This window comes from Micromonospora sp. MH33, from assembly GCF_003013775.1.
Lineage (GTDB): Bacteria > Actinomycetota > Actinomycetes > Mycobacteriales > Micromonosporaceae > Micromonospora > Micromonospora fulviviridis.
The window spans coordinates 1-19,386 of sequence record NZ_MUYZ01000108.1 but is presented as its reverse complement, the minus strand read 5'-3'; the positions used below and the strand labels follow the sequence as shown (position 1 = coordinate 19,386).

Annotated in this window: 16 protein-coding genes and 1 pseudogene; 9 read left to right on the top strand and 8 right to left on the bottom strand. The window is 74.2% G+C overall.

The features are described 5' to 3' along the window. Positions 1–210: pseudogene (locus B0E53_RS17910) on the bottom strand (RNA polymerase subunit sigma-24); the annotation flags it as partial. Positions 211–829: 619 nt separating this feature from the next. On the opposite strand from B0E53_RS17910, the gene B0E53_RS17905 reads away from it, so the two are divergent. The 3 genes from B0E53_RS17905 to B0E53_RS17895 are packed head-to-tail and all read left to right on the top strand — an operon-like array spanning position 830 to position 3,374. Continuing rightward, positions 830–2,461 carry an AMP-binding protein gene (locus B0E53_RS17905; protein ID WP_210406119.1) on the top strand — a complete coding sequence of 544 codons (1,632 nt, stop codon included), beginning with the start codon at positions 830–832 and terminating at the stop codon, positions 2,459–2,461. Continuing rightward, the gene (locus tag B0E53_RS17900) at positions 2,451–2,705 is read left to right on the top strand and encodes a glutaredoxin family protein (RefSeq protein WP_107077114.1); all 255 of its coding nucleotides are present in this window, start codon (positions 2,451–2,453) and stop codon (positions 2,703–2,705) included. The genes B0E53_RS17905 and B0E53_RS17900 overlap by 11 nt, the downstream gene beginning before the upstream one ends. Before the next feature lie 21 nt (positions 2,706–2,726). After that, entirely contained in the window at positions 2,727–3,374 is a 648-nt protein-coding gene (locus B0E53_RS17895; protein WP_107077113.1) for an HAD hydrolase-like protein, read from the top strand. Between the two features lie 15 nt (positions 3,375–3,389). Here the strand turns inward: B0E53_RS17895 and B0E53_RS17890 are convergent, their stop codons facing one another. Both B0E53_RS17890 and B0E53_RS17885 read right to left on the bottom strand, forming a co-directional pair. Then, the gene (locus B0E53_RS17890) at positions 3,390–4,052 is read right to left on the bottom strand and encodes a response regulator transcription factor (RefSeq protein WP_107077115.1); all 663 of its coding nucleotides are present in this window, start codon (positions 4,050–4,052) and stop codon (positions 3,390–3,392) included. 41 nt (positions 4,053–4,093) lie between these two features. Continuing rightward, positions 4,094–5,398, bottom strand: coding sequence for a sensor domain-containing protein (locus tag B0E53_RS17885; protein WP_107077112.1), 1,305 nt, complete (start codon positions 5,396–5,398; stop codon positions 4,094–4,096). A gap of 413 nt (positions 5,399–5,811) precedes the next feature. Between B0E53_RS17885 and B0E53_RS17880 the strand changes: the two genes are divergently transcribed. Genes B0E53_RS17880 through hemB form a run of 5 tightly spaced genes read left to right on the top strand, consistent with a single transcriptional unit; the run spans position 5,812 to position 11,473 of the window. Further along, positions 5,812–6,549: a redox-sensing transcriptional repressor Rex gene (locus B0E53_RS17880; protein WP_107077111.1), complete on the top strand. Its 738-nt coding sequence runs from the start codon at positions 5,812–5,814 to the stop codon at positions 6,547–6,549. Beyond that, positions 6,546–7,907 (top strand): glutamyl-tRNA reductase, encoded by a 1,362-nt coding sequence (locus B0E53_RS17875; RefSeq protein ID WP_107077110.1) that lies wholly within the window; start codon positions 6,546–6,548, stop codon positions 7,905–7,907. The genes B0E53_RS17880 and B0E53_RS17875 overlap by 4 nt, the downstream gene beginning before the upstream one ends. Further along, the gene (gene hemC, locus B0E53_RS17870) at positions 7,904–8,899 is read left to right on the top strand and encodes a hydroxymethylbilane synthase (RefSeq protein ID WP_107077109.1); all 996 of its coding nucleotides are present in this window, start codon (positions 7,904–7,906) and stop codon (positions 8,897–8,899) included. The genes B0E53_RS17875 and hemC overlap by 4 nt, the downstream gene beginning before the upstream one ends. Continuing rightward, complete coding sequence (locus B0E53_RS17865) at positions 8,896–10,476, top strand: uroporphyrinogen-III synthase (protein WP_107077108.1); 1,581 nt, start codon at positions 8,896–8,898, stop codon at positions 10,474–10,476. The genes hemC and B0E53_RS17865 overlap by 4 nt, the downstream gene beginning before the upstream one ends. 13 nt (positions 10,477–10,489) lie before the next feature. Then, complete coding sequence (hemB, locus tag B0E53_RS17860; RefSeq protein WP_107077107.1) at positions 10,490–11,473, top strand: porphobilinogen synthase; 984 nt, start codon at positions 10,490–10,492, stop codon at positions 11,471–11,473. Here the strand turns inward: hemB and B0E53_RS17855 are convergent. Together B0E53_RS17855 and B0E53_RS17850 are read right to left on the bottom strand one after the other, a co-directional pair. Continuing rightward, positions 11,467–12,627, bottom strand: coding sequence for a hypothetical protein (locus B0E53_RS17855; RefSeq protein WP_146167695.1), 1,161 nt, complete (start codon positions 12,625–12,627; stop codon positions 11,467–11,469). The two genes, hemB and B0E53_RS17855, sit on opposite strands and share 7 nt — an antisense overlap. Before the next feature lie 2 nt (positions 12,628–12,629). Next, positions 12,630–13,163, bottom strand: a complete 534-nt coding sequence (locus B0E53_RS17850) for a sigma-70 family RNA polymerase sigma factor (protein ID WP_107077105.1) — start codon at positions 13,161–13,163, stop codon at positions 12,630–12,632. A 504-nt stretch (positions 13,164–13,667) separates the two neighbouring features. Here B0E53_RS17850 and B0E53_RS17845 point away from each other — a divergent pair. Beyond that, positions 13,668–14,240 (top strand): helix-turn-helix domain-containing protein, encoded by a 573-nt coding sequence (locus B0E53_RS17845; RefSeq protein WP_107077104.1) that lies wholly within the window; start codon positions 13,668–13,670, stop codon positions 14,238–14,240. A 33-nt stretch (positions 14,241–14,273) separates the two neighbouring features. Here the strand turns inward: B0E53_RS17845 and B0E53_RS17840 are convergent, their stop codons facing one another. The 3 genes from B0E53_RS17840 to B0E53_RS17830 all read right to left on the bottom strand — a co-directional run. Then, positions 14,274–17,546: a lamin tail domain-containing protein gene (locus tag B0E53_RS17840; protein WP_107077103.1), complete on the bottom strand. Its 3,273-nt coding sequence runs from the start codon at positions 17,544–17,546 to the stop codon at positions 14,274–14,276. 94 nt (positions 17,547–17,640) lie between these two features. Next, positions 17,641–18,657: a GNAT family N-acetyltransferase gene (locus B0E53_RS17835; protein WP_107077102.1), complete on the bottom strand. Its 1,017-nt coding sequence runs from the start codon at positions 18,655–18,657 to the stop codon at positions 17,641–17,643. 72 nt (positions 18,658–18,729) lie between these two features. Next, the coding region (locus B0E53_RS17830) for a lytic murein transglycosylase (RefSeq protein ID WP_146167694.1) at positions 18,730–19,386 on the bottom strand (657 nt) is incomplete at its 5' end.

The window sequence follows — 19,386 nt, the reverse complement described above, 5'->3', positions numbered from 1 at the left end:
CTTCGCGTTGCCGCCGGGCGTCGCCGGGCGGGGCGGCGCCTCGTTGTGGTGGGTGCGGTTGCGGATCCGCCGCCCCTCGCCGCGCACCGCGAGACCGCGCGTCCCGTCGGCGGCGGCCCGTGGAGCGGGCTCCAGGCGCTCGTTGACGGGTGTTCGCTGGGTCGGGCCGGTCACCCCGGCCGGCCGCTCCGCGTAACCGAAGGTGGTCACCGCGCCTCCCCGATCCAGGCGGGGCACGGCCGCACCGGCCGCCGCGGCGTCGCGGCCGGACCGGGTACGCCCCGGCCGGGCGCGGCGGTTCCGGGACCTGCCGACGGGCGGCAGGCTCCCTTGAGGTGCTGGTCCAATGCGCTCACAGGCACGGGGGCCTCCTCGGGCTGAGGGGTGTCGACTCACGGCAAATGGGGTGAGCCGACCCGAGTGATGATAGGGCCAACGTCACCCGCGCGTGGCAAGTCCGTTACACAGGGCGGAAGTATTTCCGGTCCCGTCGCACAAATGGCGGACCCCTTGTCCGTCGCGTGGAGTTGACTTTCGCGTCGCTACCTGATCCGGAGTGGAAAGTCCTGGTCAGAGCCAATTTTGTTGCGCCCTCGGCGTGTCGCGGCGGTGACCCGGCCGGGCGGTTCCGGCTGTCCGGACGACCCCGTCGGCCAGCCGGTGGAGGACCCCTTCCCGCCTTCGGGACATCCCTCCTGGCGGGGTGGACAGTCCCGTCGAGGGGACCGTGGCCCGGCGTGTCCGGTCGGGCCGGCCGGTTGCCCGCCACGCGGCAACCCCGGCGTTCGGACGTGGCCGGGCGGACGCGGCTGTGCCAGACTCAGCCACCGTGCAGGACGCAGCCCACAGCTCCGCGCCGAACCTCGCCGACCGGCTCCACCGGGCGGCCGCCGTCGACGGTGACCGTCCCGCGCTGCACTGGCGCGACCGGACGCTGACCTGGTCGGCTCTGGACGCCTCGGTGACCGCGACCGCCCGCGCGCTGGCCACGGCGGTGCCACCGTCCGCTCCGGACGGCCCTCCGCCCCGGGTGGCGATCGCCTTCGGCAACACCCCGGACTTCGTGGTCACCTACCTGGCCGTGCTCCGGGCCGGCCTGGTGGCGGTGCCGGTCAACCCGGGCTTCACCGCCCGGGAGCTGCGGCACGTGCTCGCCGACTCCGGGGCCGCCGTGCTGGTCGGCGCGGCCCAGGTGGTCGACCGGGTGCCCACCGGCGAACTGGCCGCGCTCACCGCGGTGCACACCGCCCCGCCGGCCACCGACGGTGACGGGGCGGCCGGCTTCCCGGCCCGGGGCGGGGACGACCTCGCCGTCCTGCTCTACACCTCCGGCACCGAGGGCCGGCCCAAGGGGGCCATGCTGTCGCACCGGGCCCTGGCCGCCAACCACGCCCAGGTCGACCGGATCGACCCGCCCGTGGTCGGCCCCGACGACACCGTGCTGCTCGCCCTGCCGCTCTTCCACGCGTACGGGTTGAACTCCGGGCTGGGGGCCGTGGTGCACCACGGCGCGACCGGGGTGCTGGTCGACGAGCCGGGCCCGACCGGGGCGCTCGACGAGATCGCCCGGCACCGGGTCAGCGTGCTGGTGGGCGTACCGTCGATGTTCCTGGCCTGGGCCGACGCGGCGGGCGACCACCCCGGGGCGCTGGACTCGGTGCGGGTCGCGGTGTGCGGCGCGGCACCGCTGCCGCCGGCCGCCGGGGCGCGCTTCACCGGGGTCACCGGGCATCCGGTGCACGTCGGGTACGGGCTCACCGAGACCGCCCCGGTGCTCACCTCCACCCTGGTCGGCGGCGAGCCCAAGCCGGGCTCCATCGGCCGTCCGCTGCCCGGCGTCGAGCTGCGCCTGGTCGGGTCGGACGGCGCGGAGCTGTGGCGCGACGGGGTGCCCACGGCCGAGGAGGACGCCGACGAGCTGCACCTCTCCGACGACCCGGCGGGCACCGACCCGGGGCAGATCGTGGTGCGCGGCGACAACCTCTTCGACGGCTACTGGCCGGACGGGCGCGGCGGCCCCGACCCGGACGGCTGGTGGCCCACCGGCGACGTGGCGTACGCCGACGAGGACGGCGACCTCTTCCTGGTCGACCGGCTCGGCGAGCTGATCCTGGTCAACGGCTTCAACGTCTACCCGCACGAGGTGGAGCTGGTGCTCCAGGGGCACCCCGGGGTGGCCGAGTCGGCCGTCCTGGGTATGCCGCACCCGCGGACCGGCGAGACTGTCCGGGCGTACGTGGTGCGGTCGGCCGGCTCGACGGTGACGACGGAGGAGCTGCTCGGCCACTGCGCGCGTAACCTGGCCCGGTTCAAGTGCCCGACCGCCGTCGAGTTCGTCGACCGCCTGCCCCACTCGGCGATCGGCAAGGTACGCAAGACCGAGCTCCGCCCGGCGGCGCCCCCGGTGCCCGCGCCCGCGCCGCCGACCGAGATCCGCACGGAGGTATCCGATGTCCAGTGACGCCCGGCTCACCCTGATCACCCGGCCCGGCTGCCACCTCTGCGAGGACGCGAAGGAGGCGCTCGACCGGGTGGTGGCGGTGACCGGCGACCGCTGGATCGAGAAGGACGTGACGGGCGACCTGGAGCTGGAACGGGAGTACGGCGACCGGCTGCCGGTGGTGCTGCTCGACGGCAAGGAGCACGGCTACTGGCGGGTCGAGGAGGAGCGGCTGCTGCGGGACCTCACCACCCCCCAGCTCTGAGCCGCCCCTTACAGTGCAGCGATGACCGCTGCGCGCCGCCACCTGGTGTGGGACTGGAACGGAACCCTCCTCGACGACCTCGACCTGGTGGTGCGGGCCACCAACGTCGCCTTCGCCAGCGCCGGCGGTCCGGTGGTCACCGCCGACGAGCACCGGGTCCGGTTCCGCCGCCCGATCGCCGACTACTACGCCGAGATGCTCGGCCAGGCGATCGACGACGAGGCGTTCGGCCGGCTCGACCGGATCTTCCACGAGGCGTACCGGGCCGGGTTGACCAGCTGCGCGCTGGCCGCCGACGCCACCGCCGCGATCGCTGCCTGGCCGGGCAGCCAGTCGCTGCTGTCCATGTGGTTCCACGACGAGCTGGTGCCCACGGTGCACACGTACGGGCTGACCCCGCACTTCACCCGGGTGGACGGGCTGCGCGCCGCGGTCGGCGGCGGCCCGAAGGCGGAGTGGCTGGAGAAGCACCTCGCCGAGCTGGGCCTCGACGGCCGCGAGGTGGTGCTGATCGGCGACTCCCTGGACGACGCCGACGCCGCCGCCTCGGTGGGTGCCGCCTGCGTCCTCTACACCGGTGGTCTCTCCGACCCCGCCCGCCTCCGCACCTCCGCCCAGCCGGTGGCCGACACCCTCACCCAGGCGGTCACCCTCGCCCAGGCGTGCTGATCGACGCCGGGCGCCTCAGGCGCGGAGGTGGGTGAGGACGGCCAGGACCCGGCGGTGGTGGTTGGTGGCGTCGGGGGGCAGGTCGAGCTTGGTGAAGATGTTGCGGACGTGCTTCTCGACGGCGCCGTCGCTGACCACCAGGGCACGGGCGATGGCGGTGTTGGAACGGCCCTCGGCCATCAGGGCGAGCACCTCGCGTTCGCGGGGGGTCAGCTCGGCCAGCGGGTCGTTCCGGCGGCGCCGGACCAGCAGCTGGCTGATCACCTCCGGGTCCAGCACGGTGCCGCCGGCGGCGACCCGGGCAAGCGCGTCCAGGAACTCGTCGATCGCGGCCACCCGGTCCTTGAGCAGGTAGCCGATCCCGCCCCCGCCGGCCCCGCCGCCGGTGGTGGCGAGCAGGTCGTCGGCGTACGACACCTCGACGTACTGGGAGAGCACAAGGACCGGCGTACGCGGCACCCGCCGGCGCGCCTCGACGGCCGCCCGCAGCCCCTCGTCGGTGTGCGACGGCGGCATCCGCACGTCCACCACCGCGACGTCCGGTCGGTGCGCCACCACGGCCTCGACCAGGGCGTCCCCGTCACCGACGGCGGCCACCACCTCGTGCCCCGACTCGGTCAGCAGCCGGACCAGCCCCTCCCGGAGCAGCACGGCGTCGTCCGCGATCACTATCCGCATGGGTCCGGTGTCTACCACGTCCTGGACCCACAGCGCGTCCGTCACCGGGGGAGTTCCGCGTGGATCCGGGTCGGCCCGCCGGTCGGGCTGGCCACCTCCAGGGTCCCGCCGGCGGCCCGGACCCGGTCGGCGATGCCGCTCAGCCCGTGGCCCTTGGCCAGGTGGGCGCCGCCGATCCCGTCGTCGGCCACGGTGATCTCCAGCCGGCCGACCTTCCGGGTCACCTCGACGCGGCAGGCGGCGGCCCGGCTGTGCTTGGCGACGTTGGTCAGCGCCTCGGCGACCACGAAGTACGCGGTGCTCTCCAGCGCCGGGTCGAGCCGTCCGTCGGCGGTGCCCAGCTCGTCGTCGATCACCAGTTCGGTGGGGACCAGGGCGCGGGCGGCGAGGGCGGCCAGCGCGCTGGGCAGGCCCCGGTCGACCAGGATCGGCGGGGCGATGCCCCGGGAGAGGGCGCGCAGCTCGTCGAGGGTGTCCCGGGTCTGGCTGACCGCCTCGTCCAGGGTCCGGCGGGCCGCCTCCGGGTCGGCGGCGAGCTGCTGGCGGGCCCGGCTGAGGTCCATGGCGAGGCGGACCAGGCGCTGCTGCGGGCCGTCGTGGATGTCCCGCTCCAGCCGGCGCAGGGCGGAGGCTTCGGCGGATGCGGCGGCCCGCTTCTGCTCCTCCAGCGTGGTGATCCGCTGCCGCATCTCGGCCACCCCGGTGAGCAGCGAGTACGCCAGGGCGGCCTGGATCCGGGCGCAGGCCCGGGCTACCAGGGGCAGCGTGAACAGGGCGAACAGCCCGATCGCGGTGTTCAGGGCGACCCGCGCGCCGGTCCCGTCGCCCATCCCGAGCAGCTGGCTCAGGTCCTGGTCGTCCGGGCCGCGCGGGATGGCCCAGTCGTACGCGCCGTAGAGCGTGCCGGCGGCGGCCAGCGCCCACCAGACCAGCACCACCACGAAGGTGGGCAGGGTCACCAGCAGCCGGACGAAGGCGTGCAGCAGGTCGAGCCAGGACTGCGGGTCGCGCATCGGGGTCAGGACCCGCCGCCAGAAGCCCGCGCCCCGCTCGGGTGCCAGGTAGACCGGGCGGACCCGGGGCTGGCGCAGCACGGCGGGCAGCCGCAGCCGTTCCAGGTCGGCGAGCCCCCGGGCCGCGTACAGGGTGCCGGCGAGGACCGGCAGGCCGAGTGTGGTGACCAGCAGCCCGGCGGTGAGTGAGATCCCGGCCACGGCCAGCACGAAGCCGACCAGCGCCAGCGGGAGGCCGAAGAGCACGTAGCCGGAGTCGCGCAGGAGCTGGCGGACGAGGCCCCGGACGGGTGTGGTGGGGGTGGGCGCGGCGCCCAGCGGTACGGCGGTCATGCTCCGAGGCTATGGGCCGCGGACCGCCCGACCCATCCCGTGCGCGGGCGTCTCCGGGGTGGGGTTCTCCCTACCTCTGCCGGCCATGGCGTGCCCTGCCGGACGTGAGACGCGCCTCTCCCCGACGGTGACACAGCGCTACCGGGCGCGCGCGATTGGTCAGAGAAGTCGGGATTGAGCAATAATCGCCACGCGGCGCCGAGGGAGCTCCGTCTATCGATCTTGTGGGAATGGAGGGGCAGGTGGAGGCGCGTCGCGAGCTATCAAGATCGCGATTTGTGCACCTCTTCACAAGCGCCTACTCTGTAGTTCCGACGCGCCCTGCTAGCACAGCCGGCAATATCGGTCGCCAGCGGGAGTCCCGGAACGACCGGTCACCGTCGCTGGTCGAGGATCGCACCGCACGGAGTCTCATGAGTCAGCACCGTCACCCTGGCGCGCCCGGCCGAGCCGGTGCCGTACCGGCGCTCCCGGAACTGCCCGAGGCGACCGTCGCGCGGCTCCCGGAATACCTCCGTGCCCTGCACGCGATCGCCGAGACCGGCCACGAGACGGTCTCCAGCGAGGGGCTGGCCAACGCCGCCGGGGTCAACTCGGCGAAGCTCCGCAAGGACCTCTCCCACCTCGGCTCGTACGGCACCCGGGGCGTCGGCTACGACGTCGCGCTGCTGATCGAGCAGATCGAGTCGGTGCTCGGGCTCACCCAGTGCCGCTCGGTCGCGCTGGTCGGCGTGGGTAATCTCGGTCACGCCCTGGCCGGCTACGACGGCTTCGCCAGCCGCGGCTTCCGGATCGCCGCCCTCTTTGATGCCGATCGCGCCCGCGTCGGCGAGGAGATCAACGGGCTGGTCGTCCGGCACGTCGACGACCTGGCCCGGGTCGCCGTCGAGGAGTCGATCTCGATCGGCGTGATCGCCACTCCCGCGCCGGCCGCCCAGGCGGTCGCCGATCAGCTCGTGGCGGTCGGCGTGACGAGCATCCTCAACTTCGCGCCCTGCGTACTCTCGGTTCCGGAGGGGGTCGACGTGCGCAAGGTCGACCTCGCGATCGAGCTGCAGATCCTGTCCTTCCACGAGCACCGCAAGGCGTCGCTGACCGCGCTTCCCGGCGGGCTCGCGGCCACCGACACCCAGGAGGCGATCGGCACGTGAAACTGCTCGTCGTCGGCGCGTCCTACCGCACCGCCCCGGTCGCCACGCTGGAGCAGCTGGCGGTCCCGCCCGCGGACCTCACCCGCACTCTGGACCGCCTGCTCGCCCAGCCGTATGTCGCCGAGGCCGTGCTCGTCTCCACCTGCAACCGGGTCGAGGTGTACGCGGCCGTCTCCGGCTTCCACGGCGGCCTCGGGGACATCTGCGCGGTCCTGGCCGAGCAGGCCGGCGCCCCGCCGGCGGCGCTCGCCACCCACCTCTACGTGCACTACGACGCCGCCGCCGTGGACCACGTCTTCCGGGTGGCCACCGGGCTCGACTCGATGGTGGTCGGCGAGGCGCAGATCCTCGGCCAGCTCCGCGACGCGTACCACTCGGCCAGCGGCGCCGACTCCGCCGGGCGCCTGCTGCACGAGCTCATGCAGCAGGCGCTGCGGGTGGGCAAGCGCGCGCACGCCGAGACCAACATCGACCGGGCCGGCCAGAGCGTCGTCACCGCCGCCCTCGACCTGGCCGCCGGCGTGCTCGACGGCGACCTGACCGGCCGGCCCGCCATGGTGGTCGGCGCCGGGGCGATGGGCTCGCTGAGCGTGGCCACCCTCTCCCGGCTGGGCGCCGGCCCGCTCACCGTCACCAACCGGGGCGCCGCGCGGGCCGTCCGGCTGGCCGAGTCGTACGGCGCGGCCGCCGTGCCGATGGCCGAGCTGGTCGACGCGCTCACCACGGTGGACATCGTGGTGGCCGCCACCGCGGCGACCGAACCGGTGCTGACCCGCGACGTGGTGACCCGGGCGCTGGCCCGCCGGGACCCCGCCCGGGGCCCGCTGGTCCTGCTCGACCTGGCCGTCCCGCGCGACGTCGAGGAGGGCGTCGCCGCGCTGCCCGGCGTCGAGGTGATCGACATCGACCGGATGGCGGGGATCCTCGCCGACGGCCCGGCCGCCGCCGACGCCGCCGAGGTGGCCCGGATCGTGGCCGGCGAGGTCGAGGCGTTCCTGAGCTGGCTGCGCGGCGCCGACGTGGCCCCCACCGTGGCGGCCCTGCGCGGGCGCGCCGACGACGTGGTCACCGCCGAGCTGCGCCGGCTCGCCCAGCGCCGCCCCGAGTTCACCGACGACCAGCGCGCCGAGGTCGCCCGCACGGTCCACCGGGTGGTGCAGCGGCTGCTGCACCAGCCGACCGTCCGGGTCCGCCAGCTCGCCGCCGAGCCCGGCGGCGACCAGTACGCCGCCCTGCTGCGCGAGCTGTTCGACCTCGAGGTGCCGCAGACCTCCCCGGTCGACACCGTCCCCGACGTGGTGGAGGCGGAGATCGCCCTGCCGGCCGACACCACCCCGCCCACCGGAGGTGCGCGATGACCGCCCCCCTGCGCCTCGGCACCCGGGGCAGCGCCCTGGCGATGGCCCAGTCCGGCCACGTCGCCGAGGCCCTCACCGCGGCCACCGGCCGCCCGGTCGAGCTGGTCGAGGTGGTGACCGCCGGCGACCGCTCCACGGCCCCGGTGCACCGGCTCGGCGTCGGCGTCTTCGTCTCCGCGCTGCGGGACGCGCTGACCGCCCGGGAGATCGACTTCGCCGTCCACTCGTACAAGGACCTGCCCACCGCGGGGGCGCCCGGCCTGCACATCGCCGCCGTGCCGCTCCGCCAGGACCCGCGGGACGCGCTGGTCGCCAGGAACGGCCGTACCCTCGCCGAGCTGCCGCCCGGCGCGCGGGTGGGCACCGGCGCGCTGCGCCGCATCGCCCAGCTGCACGCGCTCGGCATGCAGCTGGAGGTCACCCCGATCCGGGGCAACGTCGACACCCGCCTCGGCCGGGTGCTCGGCCCCGACGCCGACCTCGACGCCGTCGTGCTGGCCCGGGCGGGGCTCGCCCGCCTCGGCCGGACCGACGTCATCACCGAGACGCTCGATCCGATGCTGATGCTGCCGGCACCCGCCCAGGGCGCGCTGGCCGTGGAGTGCCGGATCGACGACCAGGACCTGGTCGAGCTGCTCGGCGTGCTCGACCACGCACCGTCCCGCGCCGCGGTCGTCGCGGAGCGGGCACTGCTGGCCACCCTGGAGGCCGGGTGCAGCGCACCCGTCGCCGCCTATGCCGTTATCGCCGAGGGTGAGCCGACCAGCTCGCTCGCCGGTGGCGAGGGTGGCGATGAGATCTACCTGCGCGGGGCGGTGATCAGCCCGGACGGTACCCGTGACCTCCGGCTGTCCCGCACCGGAACGCCCGCCGACGCGGCGGAGATCGGCAAGGCACTCGCCGCCGAACTCCTCGAACTCGGCGCCGACTCGATCCTCGGCCAAGAAGGACACGCCGGCCCGGGGACCCAGCAATTTGGGAGCACAGAATGACCCGCACCCGTAAGCCCGTAGGCCGGATCGCGTTCGTCGGGGCCGGTCCCGGCGACCCGGGCCTGCTGACCCGCCGGGCGCTGGACGCCCTGGTCGACGCCGACCAGGTGGTGTACGACCGGGGAGTCCCCGAGTCGCTGCTCGAACACGTCCGCGCCCAGGCCAGGTCCGACGCCGAGTTCAGCCCCGCCGAGGGTGTGCCGGGGGACGTGGCGAAGGTGCTGATCTCCGCGGCCCGGTCCGGCCAGAACGCCGTGCACCTGGTCGCCGGTGACCCGTTCGGCCACGACTCGGTGGTCAAGGAGGTGCAGGCGGTGGCGCGTACCGCCGCGCACTTCGAGGTGGTGCCGGGCGTCGGCCAGGCCGAGGGCGTGGCCACCTACGCCGGCGTGCCGCTGCCGGGGGTGCGCACCGCCGCCGACGTCGAGGACGTCACCACGCTGGACTTCGACGCGCTGGCCGCCGCCGTGGCCCGGGGCTCGCTGGCCATCGCGGTGGACGCCGGTGACCTGGCCGCCATCCGGGACGGCCTGCTGGCCGCCGGCGTGGACGGCACCACCGCCGTCGGGGTGACCGGCGACGGCACCGGCGAGACGCAGTACACCACCACGTCGACCGTGGACTCCTTCGTCGCCGCGGCGCTCGGCTTCACCGGCCGGGTCGTGCTCACCGTCGGGGCGGGCGTCTCCGACCGCGACAAGCTGAGCTGGTGGGAGAACCGGCCGCTGTACGGCTGGAAGGTGCTCGTCCCCCGGACCAAGGAGCAGGCCGGCGCGATGAGCGCGCGGCTGCGCGCGTACGGGGCGATCCCCTGCGAGGTGCCGACCATCGCGGTCGAGCCGCCGCGTACCCCGGCCCAGATGGAGCGGGCGGTCAAGGGCCTGGTCGACGGCCGGTACGCCTGGGTGATCTTCACCTCGGTGAACGCGGTCCGGGCGGTCTGGGAGAAGTTCGCCGAGCACGGCCTGGACGCCCGCCACTTCGGCGGCGTCAAGATCGCCTGCATCGGCGAGGCCACCGCCGAGGCGGTCCGCGCCTTCGGCATCCAGCCGGAGCTGATCCCCTCCGGGGAGCAGTCCTCCGAGGGCCTGCTGGCCGAGTTCTCGCCGCACGACGAGATCCTCGACCCGGTCGGCCGGGTGCTGCTGCCGCGCGCCGACATCGCCACCGAGACCCTGGCCGCCGGGCTCACCGAGCGGGGCTGGGAGGTCGACGACGTGACCGCGTACCGGACCGTCCGGGCCGCGCCGCCGCCGGCCGAGATCCGCGACGCGATCAAGTCGGGCGGGTTCGACGCGGTGCTCTTCACCTCGTCCTCCACCGTCCGGAACCTGGTCGGCATCGCCGGGAAGCCGCACGCGCGTACCGTTGTTGCCGTCATCGGGCCCAAGACGGCGGAGACCGCCACCGAGTTCGGCCTGCGCGTCGACGTGCAGCCGCCGCACGCCTCGGTGCCCGACCTGGTGGAGGCGCTCGCCGCCTACGCCGTCGAGCTGCGCGAGAAGCTCGCCGCCATGCCGGCCAAGCAGCGCCGGGGCTCGAAGGTGCAGGGCCCGACCGCCCTGAGGTTCCGCTGACAGGAGGCCACTCATGTCGTACCCCGAGATCCGGCCCCGCCGGCTGCGGCGCACCGCGGCCATGCGGCGGCTGGTCTCCGAGACCCGCGTCGACCCGGCCGAGCTGGTCGTGCCGATGTTCGTCAAGGAGGGGCTGACCGAGCCGCGGGCCGTGGCGTCGCTCCCGGGGGTGCTCCAGCACTCCCGGGACTCGCTGCGCAAGGCCGCCGTCGAGGCGGTCCAGGCCGGTGTCGGCGGGATCATGCTCTTCGGGGTGCCGGCGTCGCGGGACGAGACCGGGTCGGGCGGCATCGACCCGGAGGGCATCCTCAACGTGGCCATCCGGGACGTGATCGCCGAGATCGGCGACGCCACGGTGGTGATGAGCGACCTCTGCCTGGACGAGTTCACCTCGCACGGGCACTGCGGCCTGCTCACCCCCGACGGCGCCGTGGACAACGACGCCACCCTGTCGGCGTACGCCCGGATGGCGGTCGCCCAGGCCGACGCCGGGGTCCACGTGGTCGGGCCGTCCGGGATGATGGACGGCCAGGTCGGCGCGGTCCGCCGGGCCCTGGACGCCGCCGGGCACCAGGACGTCTCGGTGCTCGCGTACGCCGTGAAGTACGCCTCCGCCTTCTTCGGCCCGTTCCGGGACGCCGTCGAGTCGGCCCTCGACGGCGACCGGCGCACCTACCAGCAGGACCCGGCGAACCTGCGGGAGTCGCTGCGCGAGGTCGAGCTGGACGTGGCCGAGGGCGCCGACATGGTGATGGTCAAGCCGGCCCTGCCCTACCTCGACGTGGTGGCGGCGGTCCGGGCCGCGGTCGACGTCCCGGTCGCCGCCTACCAGGTCTCCGGCGAGTACGCGATGGTCGAGGCGGCGGCCGCGAACGGATGGATCGACCGCGAGCTGGTGATCATGGAGACGCTCACCTCGATCCGCCGGGCCGGCGCGCAGATCATCCTCACCTACTGGGCGGTCGAGGCGGCCCAGCTGCTCCGCCAGCGCTACTGAACCCCGACCGTCACCACCCGGGCCAGCTCCGCGACGGAGTAGACCTTCCGGGGCGGGTCCGGTAGCTGCGCCCACACCATACGGACGGTGGTGTGGTCGACCCAGGCGGTTCCCCACGTCCCGCCGTCCGTGAGGCCGTAGGTCGCGCCGGCCGTCCCGAGCGGCCTGTCGGCCCGGCGCTGTCCGGTGGCGGTGTCCAGAATCGCCAGCCGGTACTCCAGGTTCCGCCCGACCGGTCGGCGGTAGGGGACCGCGACCAGAGTGCCGTCCGGGGAGAGCCGGATGGACGGCGCGCACTCGCCGTCCACGGTGAGGCGGGACAGCCGGTCTCCGCCGGCCAGTCGACGCACCTCGAGCTGGCAGCGCGTCATGTCGGGCGGGCCGGTCACCGACACCACCAAGCCCGCCGCCAGCTCCGCGTCGCGGAACGGCAGCTCGCCGTCGGCGCTGCCCGGAACGGGAATCAGCGTCTTCTCCCGGCCCGTGGTCAGCTCGTGAGCCACCAGGCCCACACCGCCGCGGACCAGGTAGGCGTACCGCACGTCGGCCCCGGCCAGCTTCAGGCCCTGCCCCTTGACCCGGACCTCCCGGCTGATGTCGACCCGGTCGTCCGCGCCCAGCACCATGAGCCGGATCGAGAGGCCCGCCACGTCCGGGCCGTCCGTCCGCCGTGTGCCGGGCATGAGGTCGGTGAGCCTGAGGCCGACCAGCCGTCCGTCAGGCAGGGCGACGCTCTCCTGCCACCCGGCGGGGACCCGGTGCCGGACCACCGAGCCGTCGCTGCGCAGCTCGTCCGCGACGCCGCCGACCAGACCGATCTCCGGGCCGGCCCGGTGCGGTCGCACGGTGCCGCCTTCACCACTCAGCAGCAGGCGCTGCGCCGGCGCCGGCGTCGGCGGCGGCAAGTCGGGAGCGGCCGGTGACGTCGACGGCGCGGCCACCGGTGCGGCCGGCCGGTGCTCGCGGACCAGCAGCGGCATGGCGCCCCCGGTCAGGGCGATCAGCGCCACCAGTCCGGCCGCGCCGGTCACGCTCCGCCGGCGACGCCGGGCGCGGGCTCGCCGGCGAATGGTTGCCAGGTCCGCCGGGTGCGGTCCGGTGGCGCGAGCGGCGCGATGGACCAACTCGGCAAGGTCCTCGGGTACGGCGTCCACGGTCACTCCTCCTCGGCCAGCGCGGCCCGCAGCTCCGCCAGTCCACGGGAGAGGCGGCTGCGGACGGTGCCCTCGGTCAGGTCCAGCACGGCGGCGGTCTCGGCGGTGGAGAGATCCAGCAGCACCCGGCAGACGATCACGGTGCGCCGGCTCACGGGCAGCAGTTCGAGGGCCGACCGGGCGGCCAGCCCAGCGGGATCCGGGGCGGCTGCCGCCGGATGCCGGTCCTCGGCCGGCGGCCGTTCCCGGCGTACCTTCCGCCACCAGGAGGTGGCCCAGTTCAGCCCGACCCGGAAGACCCAGCCACCCGGGTTGTCCAGCCGGCGCACCCGGTCCCACCGGGCGTACGCCCGCGCCATCGCCTCGTCGGTCGCCTCCCGCGCCACCGCGGCGTCCCCCACGGCCAGCGCGAGCGCGCGGTGGATTCGGTCCACGTGGTCCCGATAGAACTGCTCGAACGGCAGGTGCGAGGACGTGTCGCGGGAGCGCGGCAACACGTCCGGCGGACCGGCCGGCGCCGGGAGGTGGCTTCCCATGTCCGGTACACGTTCCGGGGGCGGGTTTCGTTCCCGGATCGTGGCGGGGATGGAGCGACCGGTACTCGCATCCGAGCCCGTCGGTGCGGCCCGGCGCGGGACAGGCGGCCGGGCATCGTCACTCTGCGTTCCGTGGACCCGCGCCCCCGACCCTCACCCTCCGCCCGCTTTGCTCTGCAGCCACCGGCGCAGCGGCAACCCTCCGTGTCCGGTGCGTATGTGGCTGCAGAGCAAAGCGGCGTGGAGAGGGTGGGGTCGCCACGACGAACGTGCCTTCTTTGTCCGCATTGTGGCCGTTCCGCAGCCCGAGTTGCGCGAACCGGGACCGAGGGTGGCTCACGTTGAGTGACGCTCTGCTTCCTTTACGCTCAGTCATGGTCTCTGGACCGGGACAGGGTGTGGACGGACCGCCGGTGTGACGCAGCCTGTCCACAGCCACCCTGGCTGTCCACAGCCGGACCGGTCGGGGTTGCCGCGTTTCGGGCGAGGGGAGAGTGTGGCCGCATGAGCGCCCCCGCCACCCCTGACGAGCCGGCGGTAACGACCAATGAGACTGTCGAGCCGCCCACGATGCTCACCGACCCCTTCGACATCCCGTGGCCCGTCCCGGGCATCGTTCGGGCGATCCGCCGCCGGGCCGACGTCAGCCAGCGGGAACTCGCCCGCGTTGCCCGGGTCCATCCGACGACCATCGGGCGGATCGAGGCCGGCACGCTGACCCCGAGCATCGCCATGCTGCGGCGGATCATCGGTGTCGCCGGGTTCCGGCTCGCCGTGGTCGACGAGTTCGGCCGGGTGCTTGCGCCGATGCGGGACCGCGACGACCTGCGAGACGGTGCCGACCGCCGATATCCGTCCCACCTGGACGTGATCGCCGACCCGGAGCCGGGGGAGTGGTGGGCCGACCTTTACGGGCTGGCCCGCCCGCCGGAGACCTTCTACCGGGACCGGGCACACCGCGACGCCCTCCGTCGGCGCAGTCAGTGGGAGGTGCGGGTGGCCAAGTACCGGGGCGTACCGCCGCCGCGCGACCCGCAGCGGTGCGGCTACCGCAACGGCCCGCCGCCCGGCCGGTGAGCCGGGCGACGGGCCGCTGCGCGGACCGGACCGTCAGTCGTCGTTGCGGATGGTGCCGACGCCGACCGGGTCGGCGAGCCGGAGGCCCGGCACACCCGCCACGTACAGCTTGAGCTGCTCGTCCGCCTCGCGCTTCCGGTCACCGCGGACGGTCACCGGGAAGGCCAGCGAGGTCTGGCCGGCCGCCAGGGTCTGACAACCCACGTACGGGTCGTAGTCCGACCCGGCCTGCGCCGTGGTGCCGTAGGTGGTGGCGCAGAGCAGGGCCGGCTCCGAGAGCGGACGGGAGACGGTCACCGTGAACGTCATGGTGCTGCCGCCCTTGTCGCCCTCGGCCACCGCGGCGTCGGACACGCTCAGCGACGCGCGGGAGCGGAACCGGGCCACCTGCGGGTCGTGGTCGCTGGCCCCACGGTCACCCAGGCCCTCGGCGTCGGTGGGGTAGTCGGCGTTGATGTGCGCCGTGCGTACCTGCACCAGGTCCTCGTGCAGCGGGTCGTTGACGAAGAGGTTGTCCAGCGTCTGCGCCTGCCCGTCGTAGGTGTACGAGTACGCCGCCGCCGGCACGTCCGCCACCAGGTTGTCCCAGAGGTTGTGCAGGCCGGCCTGGTACAGCGGGGCGAGCTGGTCCGACGGCGTCGGGTTCGCCGCCGTGGCGATCGGGTCGTCCGGACGCGGGAAGACGTTCAGGTCTCCGCCGTAGATCACCCGCGCGTTCGGGTCGGCCGCCTCGACGGCCTGCACCAGCGCCGCCCCGTACGCGGCCTGCTCCCGCCGCTGCCCGACCCGGCTGTCCGGACCGGACGAGAAGTGGTTGGTGGCCGCCCAGAGCGTGAAGTGCTCCGCCGAGCCGGGCGCCGCCGCCACGGTGAACTTGGCCAGCTGGACCGCCCGGGTGTAGACGTTGCTGCCGTCCACCCCGGTCGAGCGGTCCACGTCGGCCGGCAGGACGGCGTTGAACCCCTTCGGGTTCTGCACGTCGGCGTTCGACGGCAGCGCCGCCGAGCGGTACTGCACGGTCGGCGCCGAGCCCAGCAGCGGGTCGCCGGCGCTCGCCTCGGCCAGCGTCAGCCGGTCGGTGCGGTAGAGGAACGCCGAGGCGATGCCACGGGCGTCCGCGCCGGTCCGGTCGTACGCCGCCGCGTAGGCGGGGCCGCCGTTGGCCGCGATGGCCAGCGCCAGCTCCTGGACGGTGTCCGGCGCGCCGTCGGCGTTGTTCGTGTCGCCGCAGACCAGCCTGCCGTCGGCCACCGCGCAGATGTCCTGGTCCTCGGCCTCCTGCACGAGCAGCAGGTCCGGGCTGTGCAGGGCACCGATGATCTGACGCGCCTGCACACCCAGCTTCTCGGTGTACGCCGCCTCGCTGGCCGGCACGTAGTCGAACGGCGGGTTGACCCCGGCGCAACCCGAGTTGCCGGCGAAGTCGCAGCCGTCGAACGGGTCGTCCCGGTAGTCGTACAGGTTCTCCACGTTGTAGGTGGCGACCGCGACCTCGCTGCCCCGGTCGGCCGGCCGCGGCGGGTTGTTCTCCGCCGGGTCCGCGCCGCCCGTCAGGGTGAGCTGCTCGGGCTGCACGCTGTACTTGCTGAACGCGTACGAGATGGCGCCGTAGGCGTCCTCGGTCAACGTGTCGTAGGTGCGGGCCTCGGGCAGCAGCGCGGTCGAGTCCCCGGCGGTCGCCTTCACGCCGCCGGCGCCCAGCAGGACCCGCTGGTTGTTGCCGTTGTCGAAGAGCGTGCCCGGGATGTCGTCCAGCGGGTGCGCGTCCCGGAACACCCGGCGGGCGTACGGGTCGGACCGCTTCATGATCGGGTCCTCGCGGTCCAGCACGTAGACCTCGGAGTCCAGGGTGGACGCGAAGATGTGCCGCGGGGCGGAGACCCCGCTGCCGGAACGGACCCGCATCCGCTCGCCCTCGTGCCGCTCCCAGAACAGGCCGGCGGCGGCCGCGTCGGCCGGCGGCCGGGCGTCGTCCACCCGTACGGCGGTGTCCACGTCCAGCCCGGAGTCGAGCTTGCGCACCAGGGAGGCGCTGGACAGCTGGGTCTGGTTGAAGTACTCGGAGACCCGGCCGCGCAGCACCACCTCGTCGCCGACGGTCGGGGCGTAGCCGCCGATCAGCGTGGTGAAGGAGCCCATGAAGACGAAGATGCCGTCCGAGGTGAGCGGGTCGCCGTCCTCCGCGCCGGTGCGGCTCTGCAGGTAGAAGCCCCACTGGTCGGCCCCGGCGGAGGTGCGGGTCAGCGACTTCTGGGTGATCACACCACGCACGTCGTAGAGCGTGGAGCTGGTGCCGTTGCCGCTGGCCGGCGCGAGCGGCGACCGGTCGGTGCGGCCGTCCTCGTTGTCACCGGTGCGGCCCTGCACCTCGCCCACCGACAGCACGGCGGTGGCCTGCACGGTCAGCGTGCAGGTCGCGGTGCCGCCCTCGGCGTCGGTCGAGGTCACGGTGACCGAGTAGGCGCCGGCCGGGAGGCCGGTGGCGGTCAGCGTGGCGGTGGCCGTGCCGCCGGCCGCGGTGGCCGGGGTGAACGCGGTACGGCTGATCGAGCCGCTCGCCGGCGCCGGGTTGACCGCGGTGACCGCGAGGTCGGTGACGGTGTCGTCGGCGTCGGTGGCGCTGACCTGGCGGGTCGCGGTGGCGCCGGCCTCCAGGGTCAGCGTGCCGCCGCAGGTCAGCGTCGGCGCCTGGTCGACCGGGCCGCCGCCGTCGATGCTGTGGCTGCCCAGCCCGTCGAAGGTGTCGGTGGCGAAGCCCGCCCACTGGGTGGCCGGGTCGAACGGGTCGGTCGGGTCGGTGTCGCCGGCGCTCACCGAGGGGAGCCGCCGCAGGGTGTTGTCGGCGGTGCTGGTGAGCCCGGTGCCCCACTCGGAGCCGGGATCGACGCCGACCTGGCCGATCGAGTCGACCACGGTCGTGCCCTTGCGCAGCACGATCGCGTCGTCGCCGTTGTAGAGGGAGCCGCCGTAGGTCTGGTCGGCCTGGGCGAGGATCGCCGGCGCGGCCGTCGAGGCGGCGAAGACGAAGACGTCACCGGGGGCGACCGTGCCGGTCAGCGGCACGTTCGTCGAGGTGGTGGCGCCGTTGAAGAAGAGTTGGAGCTGGTAACCGGCGGCGGCCAGGTCGATCGGCGCGCCGGTGCCGTTGTAGAGCTCGACGGCCTTGTTGTTGGACGAGCCCTCGACGTACTCGGAGATGAACAGGTCGGTGGGCGCGGCGCTGGCCGCGGGGGGTGCGATCCCGATGGCCGTGACGGAGACGGCGGCGGTGGTCGCGAGCGCGGCGAAGGTGCGGCGCGGGCGCATGAAGCCTCCACGATGGGTGGACAGGAACTAACGCACGTTAAGTGCCGTTCCGGTCCGCCGTCCATCCCCCGGGCAGCCGTTTGATGAATATTCGTCAGCGCGGGCTGTCGAGCCGGTGCACCAGCTCGGCCACGTCCACGCTGTATTCGCACCAGTCCCGGTCGGGGCGGTAGCCCAGCTCCGCGTTGACCTTCAACATCGCCTCGTTGGCCTGCGCGTTCCAGGTCTGCACCTCGGCCAGCTCGGGCTCGGCGGACCGCAGCTCCAGCAGCATCCGGGCCTTGATGGCCCGGTCGATGCCGTAGCCCCGGTGGTCGCGGACCACGATGGTGTCGTACTGGTCGGCCCGGGTCGGGTGCTGCGCCGGCACCACCACCTCGGTCAGCCCGGCCACCTCGCCCGTCTGCTCGTGCAGGGCCAGCACGATGTAGGGCTTCATGCCCCGCCGGTGCAGCGTGTCGAGGCTCTCCCGCAGCCGCTGCGGGTCGTAGGAGCTGGGCCGCAGCTCGCCGTCGTCCACGTCCCGCACCTCGGCCTTGGCCCGCGCGTACGCCTCGATCAGGTCGTCCGGCGGCCCGCCCGGGCAGAACTCGACGTGGTAGCCGGCACCCACCTCGGTGGCCATCTCGGCCAGCGCCGGCCACTCCACCGCGCCCAGGTCGAGCACGCTGCGGGTCTCGACGTACTCCCTGGTGAAGCCGAGCGCCTCGTAGAACGCCACGGCGGGGGTGTCGCCGACCACCTCCACGCCGATCGACTGGAAGCCCTCGTCCCAGACCCGGCGGGCGGCCACCCGGAGCAGCTCGCGGCCGAGCCCGGTGCGCCGCAGCGCGGGGTGCACCAGCACCTCCAGCACGCCCATGCCGCCGAGGAGCAGCACGTTGACGTGACCGAGCATCGTCCCGGGCGTGCCGTCGGCGGCGGGGTCGGCCTCGGCGACCCAGGAGATCCGGCGCTCACCCGGCATCACCTCGGAGAGGTACTCCCGCAGGGAGTTCTCCCGCCAGGGCGGATCCTGCGGCAGGTCGGCCGCCAGCACCGCGTTCAGCGTGTCCAGCAGCGACGCGATCTCGGCGGACGACGCGGTCCGAGGGTCCCACTCGCGCACCATCACCCGTCTAGCTTGCCGTCAACGGCTGCCCGGGGGAAGGGTCCAGTCCGTGAATGTACGCGACCGGTCACGTCACGTACCGCTCAGCCGTCCGTATTCGTCGGCCTTGTCGAAGACGTCCTGGGCGTAGCGGCGTACATCGTTGTAGGAGAGGATGGCGCCCCACCAGTCGCCCGGGATGGTCATGTTCCGGCCGCCCTTGCACAGGTAGCGGCCGGCGGCGAGGGCCGCGTCGTCGATGTCGTGCGGGTTCTTGACGCCGTCGTTGTCGGCGTCCGCGCCGATCTCCTGCCAGGTGCTCGGGATGAACTGCATCGGGCCGAGCGCCTTGTCGTAGACCCGGTCGTGGTCGAGCTGCCCCTGGTCGGTGTCGAGAATCCGGGAGCGGCCGCCCTGCCCGTCCAGCGGGGCGCCGAGGATCTCCGGCGCGGCGACGCCGTCGGGCCGGAGCTTGGCGTCGTTGGCCGATCCGTGCCCGGACTCGACGTAGCCGATCGCCGCCAGCGTGGTCCAGCTCAGCTGGCAGCTGCGCTGCGTCTGGGCGAGCACCAGCTCGGCGTAGCCGTACGCCTGCATGGCGACCACCGGGATGCCGGTGGCCGCGCTCACCTGCTGCGCCCAGCCGGCCAGCGCGTCGGCCGGTCGACCGGGGGTCGCCGGGCCGCCGACCGGGCCGGTCGGCGTGCCTCCGGGCGTGGCCGTGCCGGTCGGGACGGGGGTGCCCGGCAG

Coding starts and splice junctions, on each gene's coding strand:
- hemB (WP_107077107.1), top strand. CDS start 10,490: ATGTCGTACCCCGAGATCCGGCCCCGCCGGCTGCGGCGCACCGCGGCC.
- B0E53_RS17845 (WP_107077104.1), top strand. CDS start 13,668: ATGAGCGCCCCCGCCACCCCTGACGAGCCGGCGGTAACGACCAATGAG.
- B0E53_RS17890 (WP_107077115.1), bottom strand. CDS start 4,052: ATGCGGATAGTGATCGCGGACGACGCCGTGCTGCTCCGGGAGGGGCTG.
- B0E53_RS17900 (WP_107077114.1), top strand. CDS start 2,451: ATGTCCAGTGACGCCCGGCTCACCCTGATCACCCGGCCCGGCTGCCAC.
- B0E53_RS17850 (WP_107077105.1), bottom strand. CDS start 13,163: ATGGGAAGCCACCTCCCGGCGCCGGCCGGTCCGCCGGACGTGTTGCCG.
- hemC (WP_107077109.1), top strand. CDS start 7,904: ATGACCGCCCCCCTGCGCCTCGGCACCCGGGGCAGCGCCCTGGCGATG.
- B0E53_RS17835 (WP_107077102.1), bottom strand. CDS start 18,657: ATGGTGCGCGAGTGGGACCCTCGGACCGCGTCGTCCGCCGAGATCGCG.
- B0E53_RS17895 (WP_107077113.1), top strand. CDS start 2,727: ATGACCGCTGCGCGCCGCCACCTGGTGTGGGACTGGAACGGAACCCTC.
- B0E53_RS17865 (WP_107077108.1), top strand. CDS start 8,896: ATGACCCGCACCCGTAAGCCCGTAGGCCGGATCGCGTTCGTCGGGGCC.
- B0E53_RS17885 (WP_107077112.1), bottom strand. CDS start 5,398: ATGACCGCCGTACCGCTGGGCGCCGCGCCCACCCCCACCACACCCGTC.
- B0E53_RS17840 (WP_107077103.1), bottom strand. CDS start 17,546: ATGCGCCCGCGCCGCACCTTCGCCGCGCTCGCGACCACCGCCGCCGTC.
- B0E53_RS17880 (WP_107077111.1), top strand. CDS start 5,812: ATGAGTCAGCACCGTCACCCTGGCGCGCCCGGCCGAGCCGGTGCCGTA.